The organism is Pseudomonas sp. PvP028, assembly GCF_017832255.1.
Classification (GTDB): domain Bacteria; phylum Pseudomonadota; class Gammaproteobacteria; order Pseudomonadales; family Pseudomonadaceae; genus Aquipseudomonas; species Aquipseudomonas syringae.
Genome location: NZ_JAFIBL010000001.1, coordinates 2,829,103 through 2,852,645, shown reverse-complemented (window position 1 = coordinate 2,852,645; position 23,543 = coordinate 2,829,103). Strand labels below are relative to the sequence as shown.

At 60.0% G+C, this 23,543-nt stretch carries 19 protein-coding genes and 1 pseudogene; 12 read left to right on the top strand and 8 right to left on the bottom strand.

All coding sequences use genetic code 11. From position 1 onward, the window contains the following. The first annotated feature begins 53 nt into the window (after positions 1 to 53). Both JOE34_RS12725 and JOE34_RS12720 read left to right on the top strand, forming a co-directional pair. Positions 54 to 524, top strand: coding sequence for a MaoC family dehydratase (locus JOE34_RS12725; protein WP_003314447.1), 471 nt, complete (start codon positions 54 to 56; stop codon positions 522 to 524). A 173-nt stretch (positions 525 to 697) separates the two neighbouring features. After that, positions 698 to 2,329, top strand: coding sequence for a type III helper protein HopAK1 (locus JOE34_RS12720; protein ID WP_024664218.1), 1,632 nt, complete (start codon positions 698 to 700; stop codon positions 2,327 to 2,329). A 211-nt stretch (positions 2,330 to 2,540) separates the two neighbouring features. Here JOE34_RS12720 and JOE34_RS12715 read toward each other — a convergent pair whose 3' ends face one another. Continuing rightward, the gene (locus JOE34_RS12715; RefSeq protein WP_003314444.1) at positions 2,541 to 2,699 is read right to left on the bottom strand and encodes a hypothetical protein; all 159 of its coding nucleotides are present in this window, start codon (positions 2,697 to 2,699) and stop codon (positions 2,541 to 2,543) included. A gap of 100 nt (positions 2,700 to 2,799) precedes the next feature. After that, positions 2,800 to 3,141 (bottom strand): hypothetical protein, encoded by a 342-nt coding sequence (locus tag JOE34_RS12710; protein WP_003348204.1) that lies wholly within the window; start codon positions 3,139 to 3,141, stop codon positions 2,800 to 2,802. A 233-nt stretch (positions 3,142 to 3,374) separates the two neighbouring features. Between JOE34_RS12710 and rapA the strand changes: the two genes are divergently transcribed. Further along, positions 3,375 to 6,221 carry an RNA polymerase-associated protein RapA gene (gene rapA / locus JOE34_RS12705; RefSeq protein WP_016568779.1) on the top strand — a complete coding sequence of 949 codons (2,847 nt, stop codon included), beginning with the start codon at positions 3,375 to 3,377 and terminating at the stop codon, positions 6,219 to 6,221. Positions 6,222 to 6,462: 241 nt separating this feature from the next. Further along, positions 6,463 to 8,754: an EAL domain-containing protein gene (locus JOE34_RS12700; RefSeq protein ID WP_032659775.1), complete on the top strand. Its 2,292-nt coding sequence runs from the start codon at positions 6,463 to 6,465 to the stop codon at positions 8,752 to 8,754. Positions 8,755 to 8,903: 149 nt separating this feature from the next. Here JOE34_RS12700 and JOE34_RS12695 read toward each other — a convergent pair whose 3' ends face one another. Beyond that, entirely contained in the window at positions 8,904 to 9,209 is a 306-nt protein-coding gene (locus JOE34_RS12695; protein WP_003393364.1) for a DUF2288 domain-containing protein, read from the bottom strand. Here JOE34_RS12695 and JOE34_RS25865 point away from each other — a divergent pair. The 8 genes and pseudogenes from JOE34_RS25865 to JOE34_RS12660 all read left to right on the top strand — a co-directional run. Continuing rightward, positions 9,208 to 9,459: pseudogene (locus JOE34_RS25865) on the top strand (hypothetical protein); the annotation flags it as partial. The gene JOE34_RS12695 and the pseudogene JOE34_RS25865 overlap by 2 nt on opposite strands. 75 nt (positions 9,460 to 9,534) lie before the next feature. Beyond that, entirely contained in the window at positions 9,535 to 10,659 is a 1,125-nt protein-coding gene (locus JOE34_RS12690) for a branched-chain amino acid ABC transporter substrate-binding protein (RefSeq protein WP_004416489.1), read from the top strand. Between the two features lie 227 nt (positions 10,660 to 10,886). Then, positions 10,887 to 11,810 (top strand): high-affinity branched-chain amino acid ABC transporter permease LivH, encoded by a 924-nt coding sequence (gene livH / locus JOE34_RS12685; protein WP_003314436.1) that lies wholly within the window; start codon positions 10,887 to 10,889, stop codon positions 11,808 to 11,810. Next, positions 11,807 to 13,072, top strand: coding sequence for a high-affinity branched-chain amino acid ABC transporter permease LivM (locus tag JOE34_RS12680; RefSeq protein WP_003314435.1), 1,266 nt, complete (start codon positions 11,807 to 11,809; stop codon positions 13,070 to 13,072). Before livH ends, JOE34_RS12680 begins: the two co-directional genes overlap by 4 nt. Further along, entirely contained in the window at positions 13,069 to 13,836 is a 768-nt protein-coding gene (gene livG / locus JOE34_RS12675; RefSeq protein ID WP_003314434.1) for a high-affinity branched-chain amino acid ABC transporter ATP-binding protein LivG, read from the top strand. Before JOE34_RS12680 ends, livG begins: the two co-directional genes overlap by 4 nt. Beyond that, positions 13,837 to 14,538, top strand: a complete 702-nt coding sequence (locus JOE34_RS12670) for an ABC transporter ATP-binding protein (protein WP_003393371.1) — start codon at positions 13,837 to 13,839, stop codon at positions 14,536 to 14,538. Between the two features lie 253 nt (positions 14,539 to 14,791). Beyond that, the gene (locus tag JOE34_RS12665) at positions 14,792 to 15,472 is read left to right on the top strand and encodes a membrane protein (protein ID WP_003412840.1); all 681 of its coding nucleotides are present in this window, start codon (positions 14,792 to 14,794) and stop codon (positions 15,470 to 15,472) included. A 97-nt stretch (positions 15,473 to 15,569) separates the two neighbouring features. After that, complete coding sequence (locus JOE34_RS12660; protein ID WP_046271178.1) at positions 15,570 to 17,183, top strand: NAD(P)/FAD-dependent oxidoreductase; 1,614 nt, start codon at positions 15,570 to 15,572, stop codon at positions 17,181 to 17,183. A gap of 106 nt (positions 17,184 to 17,289) precedes the next feature. Here JOE34_RS12660 and JOE34_RS12655 read toward each other — a convergent pair whose 3' ends face one another. The 5 genes from JOE34_RS12655 to dinG all read right to left on the bottom strand — a co-directional run bounded on the left by JOE34_RS12655 (position 17,290) and on the right by dinG (position 23,538). Next, positions 17,290 to 17,754 (bottom strand): glycine zipper 2TM domain-containing protein, encoded by a 465-nt coding sequence (locus JOE34_RS12655; protein ID WP_003314430.1) that lies wholly within the window; start codon positions 17,752 to 17,754, stop codon positions 17,290 to 17,292. Between the two features lie 147 nt (positions 17,755 to 17,901). Then, positions 17,902 to 18,549, bottom strand: a complete 648-nt coding sequence (gene pdxH, locus JOE34_RS12650; protein WP_209995854.1) for a pyridoxamine 5'-phosphate oxidase — start codon at positions 18,547 to 18,549, stop codon at positions 17,902 to 17,904. A gap of 296 nt (positions 18,550 to 18,845) precedes the next feature. After that, positions 18,846 to 19,982: an OmpA family protein gene (locus JOE34_RS12645; protein WP_046266676.1), complete on the bottom strand. Its 1,137-nt coding sequence runs from the start codon at positions 19,980 to 19,982 to the stop codon at positions 18,846 to 18,848. 153 nt (positions 19,983 to 20,135) lie between these two features. Next, positions 20,136 to 21,284 carry a serine hydrolase domain-containing protein gene (locus JOE34_RS12640; protein ID WP_016568785.1) on the bottom strand — a complete coding sequence of 383 codons (1,149 nt, stop codon included), beginning with the start codon at positions 21,282 to 21,284 and terminating at the stop codon, positions 20,136 to 20,138. 109 nt (positions 21,285 to 21,393) lie between these two features. After that, positions 21,394 to 23,538: an ATP-dependent DNA helicase DinG gene (dinG, locus tag JOE34_RS12635; RefSeq protein ID WP_003402334.1), complete on the bottom strand. Its 2,145-nt coding sequence runs from the start codon at positions 23,536 to 23,538 to the stop codon at positions 21,394 to 21,396. Positions 23,539 to 23,543: the final 5 nt, after the last annotated feature.

Here is a 23,543-nt window from a genome sequence, read left to right as displayed (position 1 = left end):
CGGGTTGCACGAACCGGCGCGCTTCAATTCATTTTTATTGTCAGGACAGCCACATGACTCAAGTCACCAACACGCCTTACGAAGCCCTTGAAGTCGGTCAGACCGCCAGCTACAGCAAGACAGTGGAAGAGCGTGATATTCAGCTGTTCGCCGCGATGTCTGGCGACCATAACCCGGTCCACCTGGACGCCGAATACGCCTCCAAGACCATGTTCAAGGAGCGTATTGCCCACGGCATGTTCAGCGGCGCGCTGATCAGTGCGGCGGTTGCGTGCGAGTTGCCTGGCCCCGGCACCATCTATATCGGTCAACAGATGACCTTCCTCAAGCCGGTAAAACTGGGCGATACCCTGACGGTGCGCCTGGAAATCCTGGAAAAACTGCCGAAGTTCCGCGTGCGCATCGCCACCCGCGTTTTCAATCAGAACGATGAGCTGGTTGTGGACGGCGAAGCCGAGATTCTCGCCCCGCGCAAGCAGCAGACCGTCGACCTGACCGTATTGCCCGAGATCACTTTCGGCTGATACCGCGCACGGGCGTGCGCCACGCAGAGCGCACGACCGACCGACCCGCCAGTGGCCTGAACAAAAATTCATGATGCACCCGGAACTGCTTTCCTGCGCTTTCCACTCAGGAAACCAGTAGCACTCCCTATCCGGATCACGAATTGTTCATCCCACAGGCGGGGAAATCAGCCATGAATACGATCAACAGAAACTATTACCCCGTCTCCGGGACTTCTGCGCAGGATGCTCCGGCGCAGACCGATCAACTGCAGCTTCAAGGTCAGGGCATCAAGCCGGGCCACAATAGCAACCTGATCGACTTCGGCCTGACACAGCAGGCCAATGGCCCGCACTCTTCGCTGAATACACTAGGCTCCAGAGTCCAGCCGACTGACACGAGCACGCCTTCAAACATGCTGGGTGGCAACGGTGAGCAGGTACTGAACAAACTTGTGCAAGCGATCCGCAACATCCTCAACAACCTGCTTTCTCTGCTGGAAGGCAATCTACAGAACGGCTCCGGGCCTGCACAGACTCAACGCGAACAGACGCCGACACTCGCTCAATCGCCATCGCCCTCGTCCTCTTCCTCTTCCTCGTCGCCTTCGACACCTCAGGGCAACGCAGAAAAACCGTTTGTGGTGCAGAACGATCACCCTTCAGAAAAACCTGTATCACTGCAAAAAAATACAGAGCCGACGTCCACTGCGCCGTCACAAACAGCAGACCGGACGGCCGAGCGAAGCAGTGCCACTCCAGACAAGACACCCGCCAGGCCCGATGCGGTAAACCCGACAGTGGTCAATGACCCTGCCCTGCCGAAAACCTCGACGGACACCACCAAGACCGATAACACGGTTAAAGCAGCGAAAACCGTGACCCCGGCAGCGCATGGCCAGGGCGCGGACATGTCCGGCATCGTAGGTTTCGCCAAAGAGGCCAACACCACCGGCGGTAACGGTGGCGAAGTCGTTACTGTCAATACCGTGGCGGACCTCAAGAAGTACATGGAGGACGATAAAGCCCGCACCGTCAAACTGGGGGCCAATCTGTCTGCCGACAGCAAAGTGACCATCAACTTTGGCGCCAACAAGACTCTGCTCGGCACCGACAAGGGCAACAGTCTGCACAACATCTACCTGGCCAGCGGCAAGACCGCCAGCAATGACATCTTCCAGAACCTGAACTTCGACCACGACAGCCGTTATCGCGAAAACGGTGACATGCAGATGTTCATCAGCAGCGGTCAGAAATACTGGATCGACCACAACACCTATTCAGGCACCAAGGATCAGAATCCCAAAGGTCTGGACAAGCTGCTCTATGTCGGCGGAAAGGCAGACAACGTCAGCCTGACCAACTCGAAATTCCAGAACAACGAATATGGCGTGATTCTCGGTCAGCCGGACGACTCCGCTCAAGCCAAGGCCGAGTACAAGGGCTACCCGCGCATGACCATCGCCAACAACGTGTTCAGCAACCTTGATGTACGAGCACCCGGATTGATGCGTCAAGGGCTATTTGATGCTTATAACAACTCGATCGACAATTTCCATCTTGGCTTTACCGCGACGGGGAATGCGACCATCCTTTCGCAGGCCAACTATTTCGCAAAAGGAGTGGATGTTTCCGGCAAGGCCAGCAACTCCGGCGTGCTGGATGATTATGGCGATGCGCACTTCAAGGACATCGGCAGTAATGTCAGCTTCACCCAGAAGTCAGCGGTGACCGCCTGGACGCCGAGCTATCAGCGCGACATCAAGACCGCCGAAGCCGCCAGAGCCTATGACCTGACCCATGCCGGCGCCAACACTGTGAACTGATAGCGCTCGATGCAGGGCGTGGCATGCAGACGAAAAAAAGGGCGACCGAAGTCGCCCCAAGTGCCTTGCGTGCTCATTGAATGCAGTCAGGCGCGTGTCCGCCTACAGCGCATCCGATGCAACAAGATTAAGGCAGCGTGCATAAAGGCGAGTTGATCCAGATCAGCTGTTGTGAAACCAAACTGATCAGATCAGGAGCGTGGCGGCTGGGTCAGCGCTTTTTGGGCTTTTTGCCGGACTTTTTCTGCTTGCTCAACGGCATGGCCTGCTCGAAGGCATTGCGTACTTCATTGAGGCGCTTGTCATTCAGATCGTGGATACGCTTGGCGCGCTCGGCGCCCAGGTCGATCAGTTGTGCGTCGTCGCTCATGGCTTGCGGTTCTCGAACACGGGAAATCAGGGCCAATAATGCTCAATCGCAGCAGCCCTAGCCAGTCCCGTGACCCGTACAGACATGGGCGGTGCAGCGATCAGATCTGAATATCCACCCAAAGCCCCTGACGCGGCTCGTCGTCGATGAGCGGTACGACGGGTACGGTATTGTCGGCGTTCAGCGAATCACCCGGAACCACCAGCCCCACGTATTCCTCGGCTTCTCCACCGCCATGAGCCTGCTGCTGTTGCTGCTGGCGCTGTTGCTCTTCACGCAACAGCAACGCGCTGCGTTCAGTATCTTCATTGCGCAGGTCGATAGAGGTCTCGCTGGAGCTCTGCTGCACCGGCGCGACAGGTGGAATGTCCGGCATGCGTTTGGCCGGATCCAGCTGTGATGTCACTGGCACCACACTTAACGGAAGCATAGGTTGCAGCATGGTTTTATCTCCTCTTACCGGGGTGTCGGCCGTGCACGAGGCAACTTGAACCGGGCTGAAATAGCCAGTGATGGTTTATAAGATCTTTTTTGACTCCTCTCAGTGAAATAAGTGTCATGGAACCAAAAATTCGATAGGTTCCGGCGCTGACCATGAGTTTTTTCACGCTGCCTTTGGCCTTCGGGGCGCGTTCCGTTAACATACTCAGCTTTTTCAAGCGGGAGACAGGCAGCATGGCGCAGCAGTATCAACCGGGGCAACGCTGGATTAGTGACAGCGAAGCCGAGCTGGGTTTGGGCACCGTTCTGGCACAGGACGGCCGCTTGTTGACCGTGCTCTATCCGGCCACTGGCGAAACACGTCAGTACGCACTGCGTAACGCGCCGCTGACCCGCGTGCGCTTCTCCCCTGGCGACGTAATCACGCACTTCGAAAACTGGAAAATGACCGTCCGCGAAGTGGACGATGTCGACGGCCTGCTGGTCTACCACGGCCTGAACGCGCAGAACGAACTGGTCACGCTGCCGGAAACCCAGTTGTCGAACTTCATCCAGTTCCGCCTGGCGACCGATCGTCTGTTTGCCGGCCAGATCGACCAGCTGTCATGGTTTTCGCTGCGCTACAACACGCTCGAGCACACCAGCCGTCAATTGCAGTCCTCGCTCTGGGGCCTGGGTGGCGTGCGCGCACAGCCTATCGCCCACCAGTTGCACATCGCTCGCGAAGTCGCGGACCGCATCGCGCCACGCGTTCTGCTGGCCGACGAAGTGGGGCTGGGTAAAACCATCGAAGCCGGTCTGGTGATCCATCGCCAACTGCTGTCGGGCCGCGCCAACCGCGTACTGATCCTGGTTCCGGAAAATCTGCAGCACCAGTGGCTGGTGGAAATGCGTCGCCGCTTCAACCTGCAGGTTGCGCTGTTCGACGCCGAGCGTTTCATGGAAAGCGATGCCGGCAACCCGTTCGAAGACACCCAGCTCGCGCTGGTTGCCCTGGAATGGCTGGTCGAAGACGAAAAAGCCCAGGACGCCCTGTTTGCGGCGGGCTGGGACTTGATGGTGGTTGACGAAGCGCATCACCTCGTCTGGCACGAAGACAAGGCCAGCCGCGAATATTCGTTGGTCGAACAGCTGGCCGAAGTCATTGCCGGCGTACTGCTGCTGACCGCGACGCCGGAACAACTGGGCCAGGACAGCCACTTTGCCCGTCTGCGCCTGCTGGACCCGAACCGTTTCCACGACCTCAAGGCCTTCCGCGCCGAGAGCGAGAACTATCGCCCGGTGGCTCAGGCCGTTCAGGAGTTGCTCGACAAGGGCAAGCTGTCCGCTGCGGCGCAAGAGACCATTCACGGCTTCTTGGGTGCCGAAGGCGATTCGCTGCTGGCCTCGGTGAATACCGGCGACGAAGAAGCCAAATCGCGTCTGATTCGCGAACTGCTGGACCGTCACGGCACCGGCCGCGTGCTGTTCCGCAACACCCGCGCCGCGGTGCAGGGCTTCCCGGAGCGCAAGCTGCATCAATACCCGCTGCCCTGCCCTGTCGAATACCTCGAATTGCCGGTCGGCGAGCATGCCGATCTTTACCCGGAAGTCAGCTTTCAGTCGCAATCGGAAGTCAGTGAAGAAGAGCGCTGGTGGCGCTTCGACCCCCGCGTCGACTGGCTGATCGATACCCTGAAAATGCTCAAGCGCGTCAAGGTGCTGGTCATCTGTGCCCACGCCGAAACCGCCATGGACCTGGAAGATGCGCTGCGTGTGCGCTCCGGTATCCCTGCGACGGTGTTCCACGAAGGCATGAACATTCTCGAGCGCGACCGTGCGGCGGCCTACTTTGCAGACGAAGAGTTCGGCGCCCAGGTGCTGATCTGTTCGGAAATCGGCAGCGAAGGCCGCAACTTCCAGTTCTCCCACCATCTGGTCCTGTTCGATCTGCCGTCGCACCCGGACTTGCTGGAGCAGCGTATCGGGCGTCTGGACCGGATCGGCCAGAAGCACACCATCGAGCTGCACGTCCCGTTCCTGGAAACCAGTCCGCAGGCCCGCTTGTTCCAGTGGTATCACGAAGCGCTCAACGCGTTTCTCAATACCTGCCCGACCGGCAACGCCCTGCAGCATCAGTTCGGCCCGCGCCTGCTGCCGCTACTGGAAAGCGGTGACGACGACGAGTGGCAAACCCTGATCGATGAAGCCCGCAGCGAACGCGAGCGCCTGGAAAGCGAACTGCATACCGGTCGCGACCGTTTGCTGGAACTCAATTCCGGCGGTGCTGGCGAAGGCGAAGCGCTGGTCGAAGCGATCCTCGATCAGGACGATCAGTTCAGCCTGCCGATCTACATGGAAACCCTGTTCGACGCGTTTGGCATCGACAGCGAGGACCATTCGGAAAACGCCCTGATCCTCAAGCCGAGTGAAAAGATGCTCGACGCCAGCTTCCCGTTGGGCGACGACGAAGGCGTGACCATCACCTACGACCGCAATCAGGCGCTGTCCCGCGAGGACATGCAGTTCATCACCTGGGAGCACCCGATGGTGCAAGGCGGCATGGATCTGGTGCTGTCCGGTTCGATGGGCAACACCGCCGTGGCGCTGATCAAGAACAAGGCGCTCAAGCCGGGCACCGTTCTGCTGGAACTGATCTACGTCAGCGAGGTGGTTGCGCCGCGCTCGCTGCAACTGGGACGTTATCTGCCGCCTGCCGCGCTGCGCTGCCTGCTCGACCCGAATGGCAACGATCTGGCCAGCCGTGTGTCGTTCAACACGCTCAATGATCAGCTCGAAAGTGTGCCCCGTGCCAGCGCCAACAAGTTCATCCAGGCACAACGTGACCAACTGACCCCGAGGATCAACGCGGGCGAAGAGAAAATCACGCCGAAACACGCAGAGCGCGTTGCCGAAGCGCAGCGCCGCCTGGCAGCCGATACTGAAGAAGAACTGGCCCGCCTGACGGCATTGCAAGCGGTCAACCCGACCGTGCGCGACAGTGAACTGGTGGCTCTGCGCGCTCAACGTGAACAGGGTCTGGCCATGCTTGAAAAAGCGGCACTGCGTCTGGAAGCGATCCGGGTACTGGTCGCAGGCTGAGGGCCGGTTACACACCCACCTGCCACGCGATATACGCCCCCCCTATCGTGCCCATGCTCCGCATGGGCATGCCTTTCCGGACGCTCTGCGTCCTCCCAAGCATAGAGTCCAGACGCGCCAGCCATCACTTTGATGCCAAATTGGCACCTCGTGTATTGGCAGGATGTAAACAGCTTCTATACTCAGCCTAGAACGCCAGGCCTTCAGCCTTGGCGCCCTTGCAGTGAGAATAGGGCAAGCTATGGATTGGCTGGGTTTGAACGTATTCGCTGACCCACCAGCGGACGTGCAATTGTTGATCGACTGTAGTCACAACCTGTTTCTGGTCGCGCTTGCTTACGGCGTGGCCTGTGCTGCGTGCTTTGCCACGCTGGACATTGCGGACCGTGTCATCCAGGTCGACGCCCTCAAAAGCCGTCGCCTCTGGAAAGCGCTGGGCGCGCTTTGCCTGGCCGGTGGCGTATGGGCGATGCATTTCATCAGCATGCTGGCCTTCCAGGCCCCCCTCAAAATCGCCTATGACCTCTCCATCACGCTGATTTCCCTGCTGATCGTATTGATCACCGCATTGGTGGCCATGCGAGCACTGACCATCCCCGAGCTGACCTTGAAGCGCTGTCTGATCAGCGCGGTGGTGATGGGGATCGGCATCAGTGTCATGCACTACCTGGGCATGTCGGCCATGCGCTCCACTGCCACGCAGTACTACGAGCCGCGGATGTTTGCCCTGTCGATTCTGGTGGCGGTTCTTTCCAGCATTGCGCTCCTGACCCTGTCCCGGCACTTGCGCCAGTACAGCGGCATGTTTCATCAGATGTTCCGTTACGCGGTCAGCCTTTTGCTGGGCGCAGGCCTGCTGACCATGCACCTGATGGGCATGAAGGCGCTGCGGCTGGTAATACCAGAAGGCGTTGCGCTGCACGGCCCCACTACCGAAAACAGCCAACAGCTGGGGCTTACCATCGCGGCCATCGCCCTGCTGATCATCGCCGGCAGCATCAGCGCAGCAATGGCCGACAAGAAACTGCAAGGCAAGGAGCATGACCTGCAACGGGTCAATGTGCTGCTCAGCCAGCTTGATCAGGCACGTGTCTCGCTTCAGCAGGTTGCACATTACGACCCACTGACCAACCTGATCAACCGTCGCGGCTTCAATCAGATCTTCGCCGAGAAGCTGCAGGAGCACACCTTCAACAAAGGCATGCTTGCGGTGATGTTCCTTGACATCGACCACTTCAAGCGCATCAACGACAGCCTGGGCCATGACGCGGGTGACGAGTTGCTCAAGGTGATCGCCGAGCGCATCCGCAGCGCTACACGTGCCCAGGACGTGGTTGCGCGTTTCGGCGGCGACGAATTCTGCATTCTGCTGAGCATTCCGGACTACGAAGAGGCAAGACATCTGGCTCATCGAGTCATGCACAAAATGAAGGAGACCATCGCGCTGGCAGGCAGGCGTATGGTCATGACCACCAGTATCGGCATTGCCGTGTTCCCGCGTGATGGTTCGACCTGCGATGAGCTGCTCAAGCACGCAGACCTCGCGCTCTACCAGTCAAAGGACAAAGGGCGCAACGGCGTCAACTTCTTCAACCCGGCTCTCAAGACCAAAGCCAGTCTGGAACTGCAACTGGAAGAAGAACTGCGCAATGCCTTGCGCGAGGGGAAGGGGCTACAGGTGTATTACCAGCCTATTGTCGACATGCGCACTGGCCACGTTGCCAAGCTCGAGGCGCTGGTACGCTGGAATCACCCGCACCACGGCCTGCTGGTACCCGCACGCTTCATCAGCATTGCCGAGACTAACGGCCTGATTGCCGAGCTGGATAACTGGGTGCTGCGCCGCGCCTGTCACGACCTGCGCACTCTAGGCCAGGAAGGGCTGGAACAGCTGATCATCTCCGTCAACTGTTCAGCGCTGACGCTGGGCCGCAACGAACTGGTCGAAGAGGTTGAACGGGCGCTGGCCGATGCTGACGCGGCACCTGGACAGCTTGAACTGGAGGTGACCGAAAATGCCTTGATGGGCAACATCAGCAATACCATCCAGATGCTCAAGCACATTCGCAGCCTGGGTGTTTCACTGTCGATTGACGACTTCGGCACGGGATACTCGTCGCTCGCCTATCTCAAGCGACTGCCACTAGACACGCTGAAGATCGACCGTTCGTTCATTATCGACATTCCGCAGTCCCCGCAGGACATGGAAATCGTTCAGGCAATCCTCGTCATGGCGCATACGTTGCGCTTGAAAGTGGTGACCGAAGGCGTCGAAACCCAGGATCAACTGGAGTTTCTCAGGCAGTTTGGCAGTGATTACGTACAAGGTTATCTGTTCAGCAGGCCCCAGCCGCTGGAGCGCATCCTGCCTCTTGCCAGACAGATGAACCAGCGCGAGCCCACGACCCGCTGGTCTGCCCTGCCACAACAGCATAGCGAGGAGTCGGGCAGCGAAACGCCAGCCATTCCGGATGTGTTTGCCGAACTGCGTGACAATGACGATTTCGCCAGTCCCAGACCTGTCCGTACCTGAGGGGGCGGCGCACGGCTCCACCGTCTAAAGAAACAGTGCAGCCCGCGGAACCGCTACCTCCAAGGTGGGGTTTTACGCTACGCGGGCTGCCGAAAAGTTACCTTCCAACTCACTCCGGAAAACCGCTCGGCACCTGACTGGTGCGCAAATCAATCCTGCGCCCTGTTTTGAATCAAAACCCAAGGTGCCACTACTACAGCCCAGAGCAGCGGATCTGTCTCCACCAGCTCAAGCGCCTTGGTTTCAGACACCTTGCCAACCCGACCCTCAGCCAACCATGCAGACACCCTGGCTGCATCATTTTCGGCCACCGCCTCGGCGACTTCGATCAAATCCAGAGGCAACTCGACCCACAACAGGGCACCCTTGGCAAAGAATGGTTGCAATTCAGTCCAGGTGATTGATGCCGTTTCGCCAAGCAGTTTGGCATAGAGGGTGCTAGGTTCTTGCGTCATGGGTTTCACCAAAAAGAAAATCGGCGCAATGATAACGCCGAGTTTCCCACCGGCAAGCCCAGAAGCAGGCGATTTATCGCAGGGAAGTGCAGATAACCCTATGGATCTGAAGTGATTTCAGACGCTCAAGCGGTTCGATTCTGTAACTTTCTTTCGATTAAGCGACACCCACAGGTTTGTCCTCAGACGCCCGGCTTTCCAAGCCAGCGAACCGCGCTCTAAACTGTTCCGGTACAGTTGGCGGCGTGGGACAACCGGTGATCGAATCGGTCCTGGAGCCTTGGCCATCAGGATTATAAAAACTACAACGCAAGAGTGGAGCATCATGACTAAGGGTACCAATAAGCTTTCAAGGCTGTTTGCCGCACTGGTTATGGCGGGGGTTGCCAGCCATTCGTTCGCAGCTGACACCATCAAGATCGGCATCGCCGGTCCCAAGACCGGCCCTGTCGCCGAATACGGCACCATGCAGTTCAATGGCGCCAAGATGGCCATCGAGCAGATCAACGCCAAAGGCGGCGTAGATGGCAAAAAGCTTGAAGCCGTCGAATACGATGACGCCTGCGATCCGAAACAGGCCGTTGCGGTCGCCAACAAAGTGGTCAACGACGGCGTGAAATACGTGGTCGGTCACCTTTGCTCCAGCTCCGCCCAGCCAGCCTCTGACGTTTACGAAGACGAAGGCATCATCATGGTGACCCCGGCTGCCACCAGCCCGGAAATCACCGCGCGCGGCTACAAACTGGTGTTCCGCACCATCGGTCTGGACAGCGCCCAGGGTCCGGCCGCCGGCAACTACATTGCCGACGTCGCCAAGCCGAAAATCGTTGCAGTCATCCACGACAAGCAGCAGTACGGCGAAGGTATCGCGACAGCCGTCAAGCAGACGCTGGAGAAAAAAGGCGTCAAGGTTGCACTGTTCGAAGGCATCAACGCTGGCGACAAGGACTTCTCGTCGCTGATCGCCAAGCTCAAGCAGGCCAACGTCGACTTCGTCTACTACGGCGGCTACCACCCAGAGCTGGGCCAGATCCTGCGCCAGTCCAAGGAAAAAGGCCTGAACGCCAAGTTCATGGGCCCTGAAGGCGTCGGCAACGAGTCGATCTCGCAAATTGCTGGCGAAGCTTCCGAAGGCCTGCTGGTCACCCTGCCAAAATCCTTCGACCAGGACCCGGCCAACCAGGCACTGACCGAAGCCTTCAAGGCCAAGAGCCAGGACCCGAGCGGCCCGTTCGTGTACCCGTCCTACTCCGCCGTGCAGGTCATTGCTGACGGCATCGCTGCCGCCAAGTCCGAAGACACCACCAAGGTGGCTGCTGCCATCCATGCCGGTACCTTCAAGACGCCAATGGGCGAGCTGAGCTACGACGAAAAAGGTGACCTGAAGAACTTCCAGTTCGTGGTCTACGAGTGGCACTTCGGCAAACCCAAGACCGAAGCCGCCAAATAAGCTGCTTGCGTCAACCCTCAAAGCCCACTGCCAGCGCAGTGGGCTTTGTTTTACGAATCCAGGCCCGTACGCACGTTTCGGCGACCCGAACGGCGTGCACGAGGCCCCCTGAAAATCTTAAAACCGTCAATAGCGGTTCCTTGATAGCGCAACAGGCTACGCATCGACAGAATGCCACCCCGGCGCAGGTCAGAGAAATGCAGATCAGGTTTTTAGGAGCGCGGTAAATGCCCGAGTTATTCCACTACATGCAGCAGCTGGTCAATGGCCTGACCATTGGCAGTACGTATGCATTGATCGCCATCGGTTACACGATGGTGTACGGCATCATCGGAATGATCAACTTCGCCCATGGCGAGGTGTACATGATCGGTTCCTATGTAGCTTTCATGGCCCTCGCCGGTCTGGCGATGCTGGGGATTCACAGCCTGCCGTTGCTGATGATTGCCGGTTTCGCCGCTGCGATCATCGTGACCAGTGCCTACGGATACAGCATCGAGCGCGTGGCCTACCGTCCGTTGCGCAACAGCAACCGTCTGATTCCACTGATTTCTGCCATCGGCATGTCGATCTTTCTGCAGAACTCGGTCCAGCTTTCCCAGGGCTCGGGCAACTTCGCCATCCCCAACCTGCTGCCCGGCAGCCTCTCGTTCGGGCCCGGTGGCGCAGAGGAAGTGCTGATTTCCTACATGCAGATCGTGGTGTTCGTCGTCACCCTGGTGGCCATGACCGGCCTGACCCTGTTCATCTCCCGCTCGCGAATGGGCCGCGCCTGCCGCGCCTGTGCCGAGGACATGAAGATGGCCAATCTGCTGGGCATCAACACCAACAACATCATCGCCCTGACCTTCGTGGTCGGTGCTGCACTGGCCGCCGTCGCCGCCATGCTGCTGAGCATGCAATACGGCGTGATCAACCCCAACGCCGGTTTCCTCGTCGGCCTGAAAGCCTTCACGGCTGCGGTACTGGGCGGTATCGGTTCGATCCCGGGTGCTGTGCTCGGTGGCCTGGTGCTGGGCGTCGCCGAAGCCTTCGGTGCCGACATTTTTGGTGATCAGTACAAGGACGTCGTGGCTTTCGGCCTGCTGGTCCTGGTGCTGCTGTTCCGACCGACCGGCATTCTGGGTCGTCCGGAGGTTGAGAAAGTATGAGCAAGTCTTTCAAACAGGCGCTGTTCAGCGCCTTACTGGTCTGGGCCGTGGCCTACCCGGTGTTCGGCCTGAAACTGGCCTTTTCCGGCGTCACCCTGCAAGTGCAGAACGCCAGCCCGCTGACCCTGACCATCATTGCCGTGTGTTCGGTCCTGCTGTTTCTGCGCGTATTGTTCGCCGAGCAGATCAGCGGCCTGCGTCGCGGCTCCGACAAACCGCTGATCCCGCAAAAAACCAGCGACTTCCTGACCCAGCCGAAAACCCAGCGCTGGGGCCTCGCGGCGCTCATCGTACTGGCCTTCATCTGGCCATTCTTCGGGTCGCGCGGTGCGGTGGACATTGCCACGCTGATCCTGATCTACGTGATGCTCGGCCTCGGCCTGAACATCGTGGTCGGCCTGGCAGGTCTGCTTGACCTGGGCTATGTGGGTTTCTATGCGGTCGGCGCCTACAGCTATGCCCTGCTGTCGCATTATTACGGGCTCGGCTTCTGGATCTGCCTGCCGATCGCGGGATTGATGGCGGCGCTGTTCGGATTCCTGCTGGGCTTTCCGGTGTTGCGTCTGCGCGGCGACTACCTGGCCATCGTGACGCTGGGGTTCGGCGAGATCATCCGTATCTTCCTGCGCAACCTGACTGATATCACTGGTGGTCCGAACGGCATCAGCAACATCGAAAAACCGACCCTCTTCGGTCTGACCTTCGAGCGCAAGGCCGCTGAGGGCATGCAGACCTTCCACGAGTTCTTCGGCCTGCCGTACAACTCGATCAACAAGGTCATCTTTCTCTACCTGATCGCCCTGCTGCTGGCGCTGGCGGCGTTGTTCGTCATCAATCGCCTGCTGCGCATGCCGATCGGACGGGCCTGGGAAGCCTTGCGCGAAGACGAAATCGCCTGCCGCGCACTGGGTCTGAACCCGACCGTGATCAAGCTCTCGGCCTTCACCCTTGGCGCTGCGTTCGCAGGTTTCGCGGGCAGCTTCTTTGCTGCACGTCAGGGTCTGATCACTCCGGAATCGTTCACCTTCATCGAGTCGGCAATCATCCTCGCCATCGTGGTGCTGGGTGGCATGGGCTCGCAACTGGGCGTGATTCTGGCGGCGATCGTAATGATCCTGTTGCCTGAGCTGATGCGTGAGTTCAGTGACTACCGCATGCTGATGTTCGGCGCGCTGATGGTGCTGATGATGATCTGGCGTCCACAAGGCTTCCTGCCGATGCAGCGTCCCGAAATGAAATTGAAAGCGGAGCTGCCGAAATGAGCCGCCCATTACTGCAAGCCACTGGCTTGAGCATGCGTTTTGGCGGCCTGCTGGCGGTCAATGGCGTTGCCCTGACGGTCAATCAGGGGCAGGTTGTGTCGATGATCGGCCCCAATGGCGCCGGCAAGACGACAGTTTTCAACTGCCTGACCGGTTTCTACCGGCCGAGCGCGGGCACGATTCTGCTGGACGGTGAGCCGATCCAGGGCCTGGCTGGCCACCAGATCGCGCGCAAGGGTGTGGTGCGTACGTTCCAGAACGTGCGCCTGTTCAAGGAAATGACCGCCGTGGAAAACCTGTTGGTTGCCCAGCACCGGCATTTGAACACCAACTTCCTGTCCGGCCTGTTCAAGACGCCCGCGTTCCGCCGCAGCGAACGTGAAGCCATGGACTACGCCGAGCATTGGCTGGAGGCGGTCAACCTCAGGGAATTCGCCAACCGCCCTGCCGGGACGCTGGCCTACGGTCAGCAACGCCGCCTGGAAATCGCCCGCTGCATGATGACGCGTCCGCGCATTCTGATGCTCGACGAACCGGCAGCGGGTCTGAACCCCAGGGAAACCGATGATCTGAAAGCACTGATCGGCGTGTTGCGCAGCGAGCACAACGCGACGGTCCTGTTGATCGAGCACGACATGAAACTGGTGATGAGCATTTCCGACCACATCGTGGTGATCAATCAGGGCACGCCTCTGGCCGATGGCACCCCGGAACAGATTCGTGACAATCCCGATGTGATCAAAGCCTACCTGGGGGAAGCGTAAATGCTGCAGTTCGAAAACGTTTCCACCTTCTACGGCAAGATCCAGGCGCTGCACAGCGTCAACGTGGAAGTACGCCAGGGTGAAATTGTCACCCTGATCGGCGCCAACGGCGCGGGCAAGTCCACCCTGCTGATGACCCTGTGCGGCTCACCGCGCGCCCACAGCGGCAGTATTCGCTACATGGGCGAGGAACTGGTCGGGCTGGAGTCGTCGATCATCATGCGCAAGAGCATTGCCGTGGTGCCGGAAGGCCGTCGGGTGTTTGCGCGTCTGACCGTTGAAGAGAACCTGGCGATGGGCGGTTTCTTCACGGAAAAGGAGGATTATCAGGAACAGATGGACAAGGTCCTGCACCTCTTTCCACGCCTCAAGGAACGCTTCAATCAGCGCGGCGGCACCATGTCCGGCGGCGAACAGCAGATGCTGGCCATTGGTCGTGCACTGATGAGCAAGCCCAAGTTGCTATTGCTGGACGAGCCTTCACTGGGTCTGGCGCCGATCATCATCCAGCAGATTTTCGAGATCGTCGAACAGCTGCGCCGCGATGGCGTGACGGTATTTCTGGTCGAACAGAACGCCAACCAGGCCCTGAAAGTCGCCGACCGCGCCTACGTACTGGAAAACGGCCGCGTGGTCATGCAAGGCACAGGCGAAGAACTGCTGGTCGATCCGAAAGTACGGGACGCGTATCTGGGCGGCTAAGCGCACGCCACGTCCCGAGAGGCCTGAGCGGTTTTGCAGGCGCGAATCGGGCGACGCTTCGCTTGTTCGCGAAGGCGTTCGTTTAAACGATGTATTTTCGTCGAACAAAACGGCCCTTTCGCGAACAGGTTCGCTACGGTCAGCGTCAAACCTGCACGATAGTCAAAGCCACTGCTCGCGCGATAAGCATCCCGACCCTTGTGATGCACCTCCAGTCTGAGTAACGTGGCGGCACTTGTCTGGAGACCACATCATGTTCGCTGCCCGTTCCGTCCTCGTATTTGCTCTTCTACCGCTGTTTGCCGGGTGTCAGTTGCTCGGTAAACAGGCCGAGGAACCGAAGGTTTCCACCGCGGGCATGCTCCGTATGCAGGGCGACCTGACCGGGGAAAACGGCCAGTTGCTGTTCAAGCCGTGTAACGAGCAGCGTCGCTACGTGGTCAAGGATCGCGGCAACACCGGCATTCTGCAGGAAGCGGCCTCGCTGGCAGACAGCAAGGGCACGGTGTTTGCCGATCTGCGCGGCAGCTTTGCCGCAAGCAAGGCGGCCAACAGTGACGGTCAGCTGGACCTGCATCAGCTGTACCGCGTCGAACGCCCCGGTCAGGCCTGTGAAGACCTCAATTTCAAACGCCTGACATTGCACGTCAATGGCAACAAGCCCGCCTGGAACGTCAATGTCAGCGGCAAGGGCATGGTTCTGGAGCGCGAGGGCGTTGCGCCACTGGCGCTGCCCTACGTGGAAGAGAAGCTGCCGGACGGCAGTTTCAGCGTCAGCAGCGAAGCCAACAACCAACGCATCGAGATCTGGGTCGCGCCACAGCGCTGCGTCGACAGCGTCGACGGCTCGGTGCAACACCTCACCGCAGAGCTGCGCATCAACGGCCAGGCCCAGCGTGGCTGCGGTTATTACGGCGGTTCACGCGACGACTGATCGCCCAGGCTCGCCGCCAAAGGGGTTCAGCGCTTATAATCGCCGGTTCTTGTAGTGCTGTCGGGCTGAACCTGCGGCCCGAAAACTGGACCCCTTAATGTTACGAATCACCGAACTCAAGCTGCCGATCGATCATCCGGAAGAAGACCTGCGCGTTGCGCTCTTGAAGCACCTGGGTATCGACAGCGGCGAACTGCTGGACTTTACCCTCTTCAAGCGCAGCTACGACGCGCGCAAAAAGTCTTCCGAGCTGTGCTTCATCTACACCATCGACTTCCAGGTCAAGGATGAAGAAGCACTGCTGCGCAAGCTGGCCAATGACCGCCATGTCGGCCCGGCACCTGATGTCAGCTACAAAGTCGTCGGTCACGCTCCCGAGGGGCTGACAGAGCGCCCGATCGTCGTGGGTTTCGGACCCTGCGGTATCTTTGCCGGCCTGCTGCTCGCGCAGATGGGCTTCAAGCCGATCATTCTCGAGCGCGGCACCGAAGTTCGTCAGCGCACCAAGGACACCTGGGCGCTGTGGCGCAAAAACGTCCTCAACGCCGAGTCCAACGTGCAATTTGGCGAGGGCGGTGCCGGGACCTTTTCCGACGGCAAGCTTTACAGCCAGATCAAGGACCCGAAATTCATCGGCCGCAAGGTGCTGCACGAGTTCGTGAAGGCCGGCGCGCCGGATGAAATCCTCTATGTCAGCAAGCCGCATATCGGCACGTTCCGCCTGACGGGCGTGGTCGAGAACATGCGCCATCAGATCGAGGCGCTGGGCGGCGAAGTGCGCTTTCAGCAGCGCGTGACCGACGTGATGATCGAGGACGGCCAATTGCTGGGTGTGCAACTGGACAGCGGCGAACAGATCGAGTCCAGGCACGTGATTCTGGCGCTGGGCCACAGTGCCCGTGACACCTTCCGCATGCTGCACGGCCGTGGCGTGTTCATGGAAGCCAAGCCGTTCTCGGTGGGCTTCCGCATCGAACACCCGCAATCGTTGATCGACCGCGCACGACTGGGCAAGTACGCCGGTCACCCGAAGCTCGGCGCAGCCGATTACAAGCTGGTGCACCACGCCAGCAACGGCCGCTCGGTCTACAGCTTCTGCATGTGCCCTGGCGGCACGGTCGTGGCAGCCACGTCAGAGCCCGGTCGAGTGGTCACCAACGGCATGAGCCAATACTCACGCAACGAGCGCAATGCCAACTCGGGCATCGTGGTCGGTATCTCGCCGGAACAGGACTACCCTGGCAGCCCGCTGGCCGGTATCGAGTTGCAGGAGCGTCTGGAATCTCACGCCTATCTGCTCGGCGGCAGCAGCTACGAAGCGCCTGCGCAACTGGTCGGCGACTTCATTGCAGGCCGGGCCTCTACCGCTCTGGGCAGCGTTGAACCGTCCTACAAGCCGGGTGTGAAGCTGGTGGACCTTGCCGAGGCCCTGCCCGCCTTTGCCATCGAAGCCATTCGTGAAGCGTTGCCTGCGTTCGACAAGCAGATCAAAGGCTTCTCGCTGCACGACGCTGTGCTGACCGGCATCGAAACCCGCACCTCGGCGCCGCTGCGCATTACCCGCGGGCCGACTCTGCAAAGCCTCAACACCAAAGGCCTTTACCCGGCCGGTGAAGGTGCTGGCTATGCGGGCGGGATTCTCTCGGCTGGTGTGGACGGCATTCGGGTGGCCGAAGCGCTGGTACGCGACATGCTGGGTATCGAGGGCTGACCCCGGTCTGACTATCGTTATACATAAGCCTTGTGGGAGCATTCACGCCTGGCAATAAAAAACCCCGAGCATTGCGACTCGGGGTTTTGCTGTGCGGTGTTGCAGATCAGTGGGTAACGCGGCTGGTGCCATTGACGCTCATGATGCGCACGCGCTCGCCGACCCGGAAAATCTCGTTTTCCTGAACCTGCTGCACGTAGGCACGCATGCTGCCGTCATCCTCACGCACGGTGATTTCGACACCTTGCGTACGGGTCAGGCCTTCCTCGGTCGCCGAACCCAGCAGACCACCGGCCACTGCACCGATGACCGCTGCCACGATACTGCCGCGACCGCCACCGATAGCGCTGCCGCCCACACCACCAACAACTGCACCCGCCGCGCCGCCGATCGGGGTCTTGGTGCCCTCGATCTTGACCGGACGCAAGGATTCGATCGTCCCCATGCGAACTGTCTGTACGGTCCTGGCCTCGTCACGGGAATAGGAATCACCGGTCAGATTCGAGGTACAGCCGCCCAGCGTCAGAGCCATGGCAGTGAACGAAGCAACCAGAAGAGCAGACTTGCGCATAAAAGGAATCTCCAGAGGAATCAGTGGCCATTAGACTACCCGACAAAGGTGCTGTCACGGCCCCGAGCCTGCAAATTAAATTGATTCAGGCCTCATACAGCCACAGCCCGTATAACGCTCAGACGATTGACCAAACGAATAATTCAATCAGGGTGCAAGGCGCTCGCGTTTCCATCTGTCGTCTATCAAACGATAGTTCAAACGGTCGTGAAGTCGACTGGAGCGACCCTGCCAGAACTCGATCCGCTCGGGCAAAAGACGATAGCCACCCCAGTGCTCGGGGCAGTGTGGCTGGGTGTCTGCGAAGCGTTGTTCCGTCTGTCTGATCAGGCCTTCCAGTTCGTCGCGATCCGCGATCACGCGACTCTGTGGCGAGGCCCATGCACCCAGACGGCTGCCCAGAGGGCGCACCTGGTAATAAGCGTCGGATTCTTGCGCTGAGACTTTCTCCACCCGGCCCTCGATACGCACCTGGCGCTCGAGTGTCGGCCAGAAGAAGGTCATCGCGGCAAATGGACGTGCAGCGATCTGCTGGCCCTTGGCGCTTTCGTAGTTCGTGAAAAACGTGAAGCCCTGAGTGTCCAGGCCCTTGAGCAGCAAGACGCGGCAATGTGGACGTCCTTGCTCATCAACCGTCGCCAGTGTCATGGCGTTAGCCTCGACAGGCGGCTGCTCGGTGTTCACCGCGTCGGCAAACCATGCATGAAAGAGTGCAAAGGGCTCGTCCGGCGATTGCGCTTCGGTCAACCCGTCGCGCGTGTAATCACGGCGCATGTCGGCCAGGGTCTGAGTCATGGTTTCATTCCTGCGCAGATATCATGAACGTTAGCTAACTCTCGTTACGAGGCTCGGCGCTCGCCGTTATCACACATTCGTTTTTGATTCTGGCCGAAGGCCGTGGGAGCGAACTTGTTCGCGAAGACGGTGATTCAGACGATACGTTTCGCAGACTGTACCGGCCTTTTCGCGAACAAGTTCGCTCCCACGCCCTCCGGGCAGAAGCCTGAAAGCCTTATTTTTCAGGCTATTCAGGACTTGTGCACAACGCAAAGCGCGGAGCGTGGAGACGAAAGTCGTGAGGTAACCAGGCCTCAGTTACTGGCCTGGCTGTCATCTTTCTTGGCGGGCGCCTTGGCCTTGGTCGCTGCTGGTTTTTTAGCTGCTGCGGTGGTCTTGGCAGGCGCTGCCTTTTTGGCAGTGCTGGCCTTGGCCGGCGCTTTCTTGGCAGTGTCTTTCTTCGCCACGGCGGCTTTCTTGGCAGGCGCGGCAGCAGGTGCTGGCGCTACTGGCTTGACGTCCTGGGTGGCAACCATGACCGGAGCAACCGGCGGCAGCGCATAACGGGCCATCAGCGCGCGCATGGTGTCCTGCGGCGTCATGAGGATCTCGACCCGGCGGTTGAGCGCACGGCCCTGCAGGCTGTCGTTGGCGGCACGCGGCATCACCGCCCCCATGCCACGCTGGCTCAGGCGGTTACGCTCCAGGCCACTGAGACGGAAAATCGCGGCAACCGACTGGGCGCGCTCCTGGCTGATCTTCTGGTTGGCTTCGGTAGGACCCGAAGTGTCGGCATGACCGAGGATCAGCACGGCAGTTTTCTGATCGCCTTCGACCACCTTGGCCAGACGGGTGATCGGACCCAGCGTGTTCGGCAGCAGCATGGCCGGACGATCAGGGTTGAACGAGCTGTCGACTGGCGCAGTGATTGCCAGCAGGTCTTCGCGACGCTCCAGCTGGAACGGGCTGTCCTTGATTGCAGCGCGCAGACGCGGCTCGTACTCGTCCAGCCAGGCCTGGGTCACTTTCGGATCAGGCATCGGCAGCACTTTCGGCTCGTCCTTGGCGGAATCGTTGCCAAACGGCCACCACCACTTGGTGTCGGTCTCCGATTTGGCAACCATCGCCGGCGCAGCGGGCTTGGCTGCCGGCTTGTCGGCCACGGCATCAGGTTTGGCCTGCGCATTATCGTTCGAACCGAACGGCCAGTACCACGGCGCGCTGTTTTCAGCACCTGCCGCAGGTGCCGGCGTGGCAGCAGCCTTGGCAACCGGAGCGGGCGCCGGGCTCGATGCCGGGGCCTTGGCAGCGGTGCCTGCGTCAGCGGAGTCGCTGCCGGAACCGAACTGCCACCAATGGCCTCCGGTTGCAGCAGAGTCGGATTGTGGGGTTTGGGCACAGCCGGTCACGGCGATGCACAGGGCGAGAACGAGGCTTTTATTAGACGACATGGGTAACCCGCAACGGTTTTGATCAGACAGAAGGACGTAACTACGCCGGTATAACATGCATAAAGATGCAGTTGGAAAAAGAAACCGTCGTACGGTTCCTGTTACAGCCATTTAACTGACAGTCGGTATGAAACAAGCACTTATAGCCGATACTTACTGCAAACACTCACGCAGAACCCCGACCAGTTTCTGCGCACGTGGGTCCATCAGAATGTAGGGCCCCAAGGTGTTGGTAACGAAGCCAAAGGCAACCTCGTCATCAGGATCGGCGAACCCTACCGAGCCGCCCGCCCCCGGATGGCCAAAGGCTTTGGGCCCCAGGCCGTAGGTCGCGTTGGCAACGCCCGGCTGATCGAGCATGCAGCCCAGCCCCAGACGGGTCGAGGTCAGCAATGTCTTGTCCTGACCGAGGCTGTGTTCCCGGGTCAGCTCATTGAGCATGTCGGCTTCAAGCAGGCTGCCATCGAGCAGACCGTTATAGAAACCGGCGAGACTGCGTGCATTGCCGTGGCCGTTGGCCGCCGGTTGCTGCATGCGGCGCCACTCCGGCTTGTTGGTGCTGGTCATGATCGACGGCGGGTTAGTGAACGCCTTGGCAGTGATCGAAGCCGGCTCGCGCATCGTCGCCTGCAGCACGCGTTGGGCAGCGTCGTCACCAGCATTGCCTTTGCCGCGCGCGATGTGGGCCACGCGATGAAACTGGTCATCCTGCAGCCCGACATGAAAATCCAGCCCCAGCGGGCGGGCGATACGCGCAGCAATGGATTCCCCAGGGCCTCGACCATCGGCGCGGCGCAGCATCTCGCCCACCAGCCAGCCATAGGTGATCGCCGCATAACCATGCCCCTGACCCGGTGTCCACCAGGGTTCTTCGGCTGCCAGGGCGGCGGTCATGGTGTCCCACTGGTAAAGCGCTTCGGCAGGCAATGGCTCACGCAACGCGGGCAGCCCGGCCTGATGGCAGAGCAATTGGCGAAGCGTGATGGAGGCCTTGCCCGCAGCGGCGAATTCGGGCCAAAGCCTGGCCACGGGTTCGTCCAGCTTCAACTTGCCCTCTTCGACCAGTTGCAGAACCGCCACGCTGGTGAAGGTCTTGGTGCAGGAGAACAGGTTGAGAATAGTGTCGGTGTGCCACGCATCGGCACCGTCCTTGTCGGCAGTGCCTGCCCACAGATCGATGACGGTCTGGCCACCAACCTGAATGCACAAGGCGGCGCCGCGCTCCTGAGGGTCGTCAAAGAGCGCCGCAAAAGCTTCACGTACTGCTTCGAATTGAAGTTCGTAATGACCCTGGATCTGCAACGGCTGACTCCTGACTGACAACATGAGCCTGGCGACAGGCTAAACGGGCCGTATTGTTTCAGCGATCGAGCGGTTTGGGAACAGATGTGAAACGCTCTTCATCTTTGGCTCACGTTATTTCCCGACGGAACGGTGGCAGCGCATTGAGAATCGCCTTGCCATAGCGCTGGGTGACCACGCGGCGGTCCAGCAGCGTGATGGTGCCGCGGTCCTCTTCGGTACGCAGCAAGCGACCACAGGCCTGCACCAGACGCAACGAGGCGTCGGGCACGGCGATCTCCATGAACGGGTTACCGCCACGCGCTTCGATCCACTCGGCCAGCGCAGCCTCGACCGGGTCATCCGGCACTGCGAACGGGATCTTGGCGATGACCACGTGTTCGCAGTAGGCGCCGGGCAAATCCACACCCTCGGCGAAGCTGGCCAGCCCGAACAGTACGCTGGACTCGCCGCTGTCGACGCGTGCCTTGTGCTTGTTGAGGGTCTCCTGTTTGGACAGGTTGCCCTGAATGAACACCTGCTTGCGCCAGTCACGATCCAGGCCGTCGAAGACATCCTGCATCTGCTTGCGCGACGAATACAGCACCAGCGTGCCTCGCGAACCCTCCACCAGACCGGGCAGGTCGCGGATGATCGCGGCGGTATGCGCCACCGAGTCACGCGGGTCGGCCTTGAGGTCCGGTACACGAAGCACACCGGCATCGGCGTGATGGAACGGGCTTGGTACCACGGCGGTCACCGCCCCTTTGGGCAGCCCGGCACGCATGCGATAGCGGTCGAATTTGCCCAGCGCGGTAAGCGTCGCCGAGGTGACCAGCGCGCCGTAGGCGATGTTCCACAAGTTGCGGCGCAGCATTTCCGCCGCCAGGATCGGGCTGGCATTGACCTCGATATCGAACATTGCACCGCTGTCGGCCAGGGTCAGCCAGCGCGCCATTGGCGGGCTGTCTTCCGGGTCTTCGGCGGTGAAGGCGGTCCACAATTCCCAGTTGCCATGCGCGCGGGCCAGCAGGCTGCCAAACAGCGGATACCATTCTTCGGCCTGATGACTGGCGATGCCGATGTTGACCTCACCGTCCATGCCTTCCTTGAGCAGCTCGGTCAGGCGCGTGAACAGGTCGTCGAGGCGCGCGAAGCCCTTCTTGAGCTCGATGCCCATTTCGCGGATGTGCTCGGGAATCACGCCGCCGACAAAGCGGTGACGTGGACGCTCGCGGCCCTGCATGTCTTCACCGGCGCGGAAATCCGCCAGTTGCTCGCAGGCACCGAACATGAACTGCTGATGGCCCTTGATCTCGCGGGCCAGCTCCGGCACCTGCTCGATCAGCTTGCCCAGATCGCCAGGCAGCGGATGCTGGGCCAGCAGCTTGGCGAGGTTCTTGGCAGTCTGTTCCAGCCAGTCGGCGGTCGATTTCAATCGGGTGTAGTGGGCAAAGTGGCCGATGGCCTTGTCCGGCAGGTGATGACCTTCGTCGAATACGTACAAGGTGTCACGCGGGTCCGGCAGCACCGCACCGCCACCCAGTGCCAGGTCGGCCAGCACCATGTCGTGGTTGGTGACGATCACATCGACCTTGCCCATACCTTCACGCGCCTTATAGAAGGCGCACTGCTGAAAGTTGGGGCAGTGCCGGTTGGTGCACTGGCTGTGATCGGTGGTCAGACGCGCCCAGTCCTGATCGGCGAGTTCCTGCGGCCAGCTGTCGCGATCGCCGTCCCACTTGTTGCCCGCCAGCTTCTGCAACATGCTGGTGAAAAGCTTCTGACTGGCCTCATCGACTTCGATCTTGAAGCCTTCTTCCTCGAACAGCTGCGCGGTCGCGTTGGTCGCGTCACTTTCCTGCAGCAATGCGTCGAGCTTGGACAGGCACATGTAACGCCCGCGCCCCTTGGCCAGGGCGAAGGTAAAATTCAGTCCGCTGTTGCGCATCAGGTCCGGCAGGTCCTTGTAGACGATCTGCTCCTGCAAGGCGACGGTCGCGGTGGCGATCACCAGCCGCTTGCCTGCCGCCTTGGCGGTGGGAATCGAGGCGATGGCATAGGCCACGGTCTTGCCGGTACCCGTTCCGGCTTCGACGGCCACTACCGCTGGATCGCCCGAACGACGGCCCTCTTCATCGGTGTCAATGTCCCCCAGCACCTTGGCGACTTCAGCGATCATCAATCGCTGGCCATAGCGTGGCTTGAGGCTCTTGGCTTCGAGGAAACGCGAGTAAGCGCCCTGGATCTGGGTTTTGAGTTCGGTACTGATCATTGGCT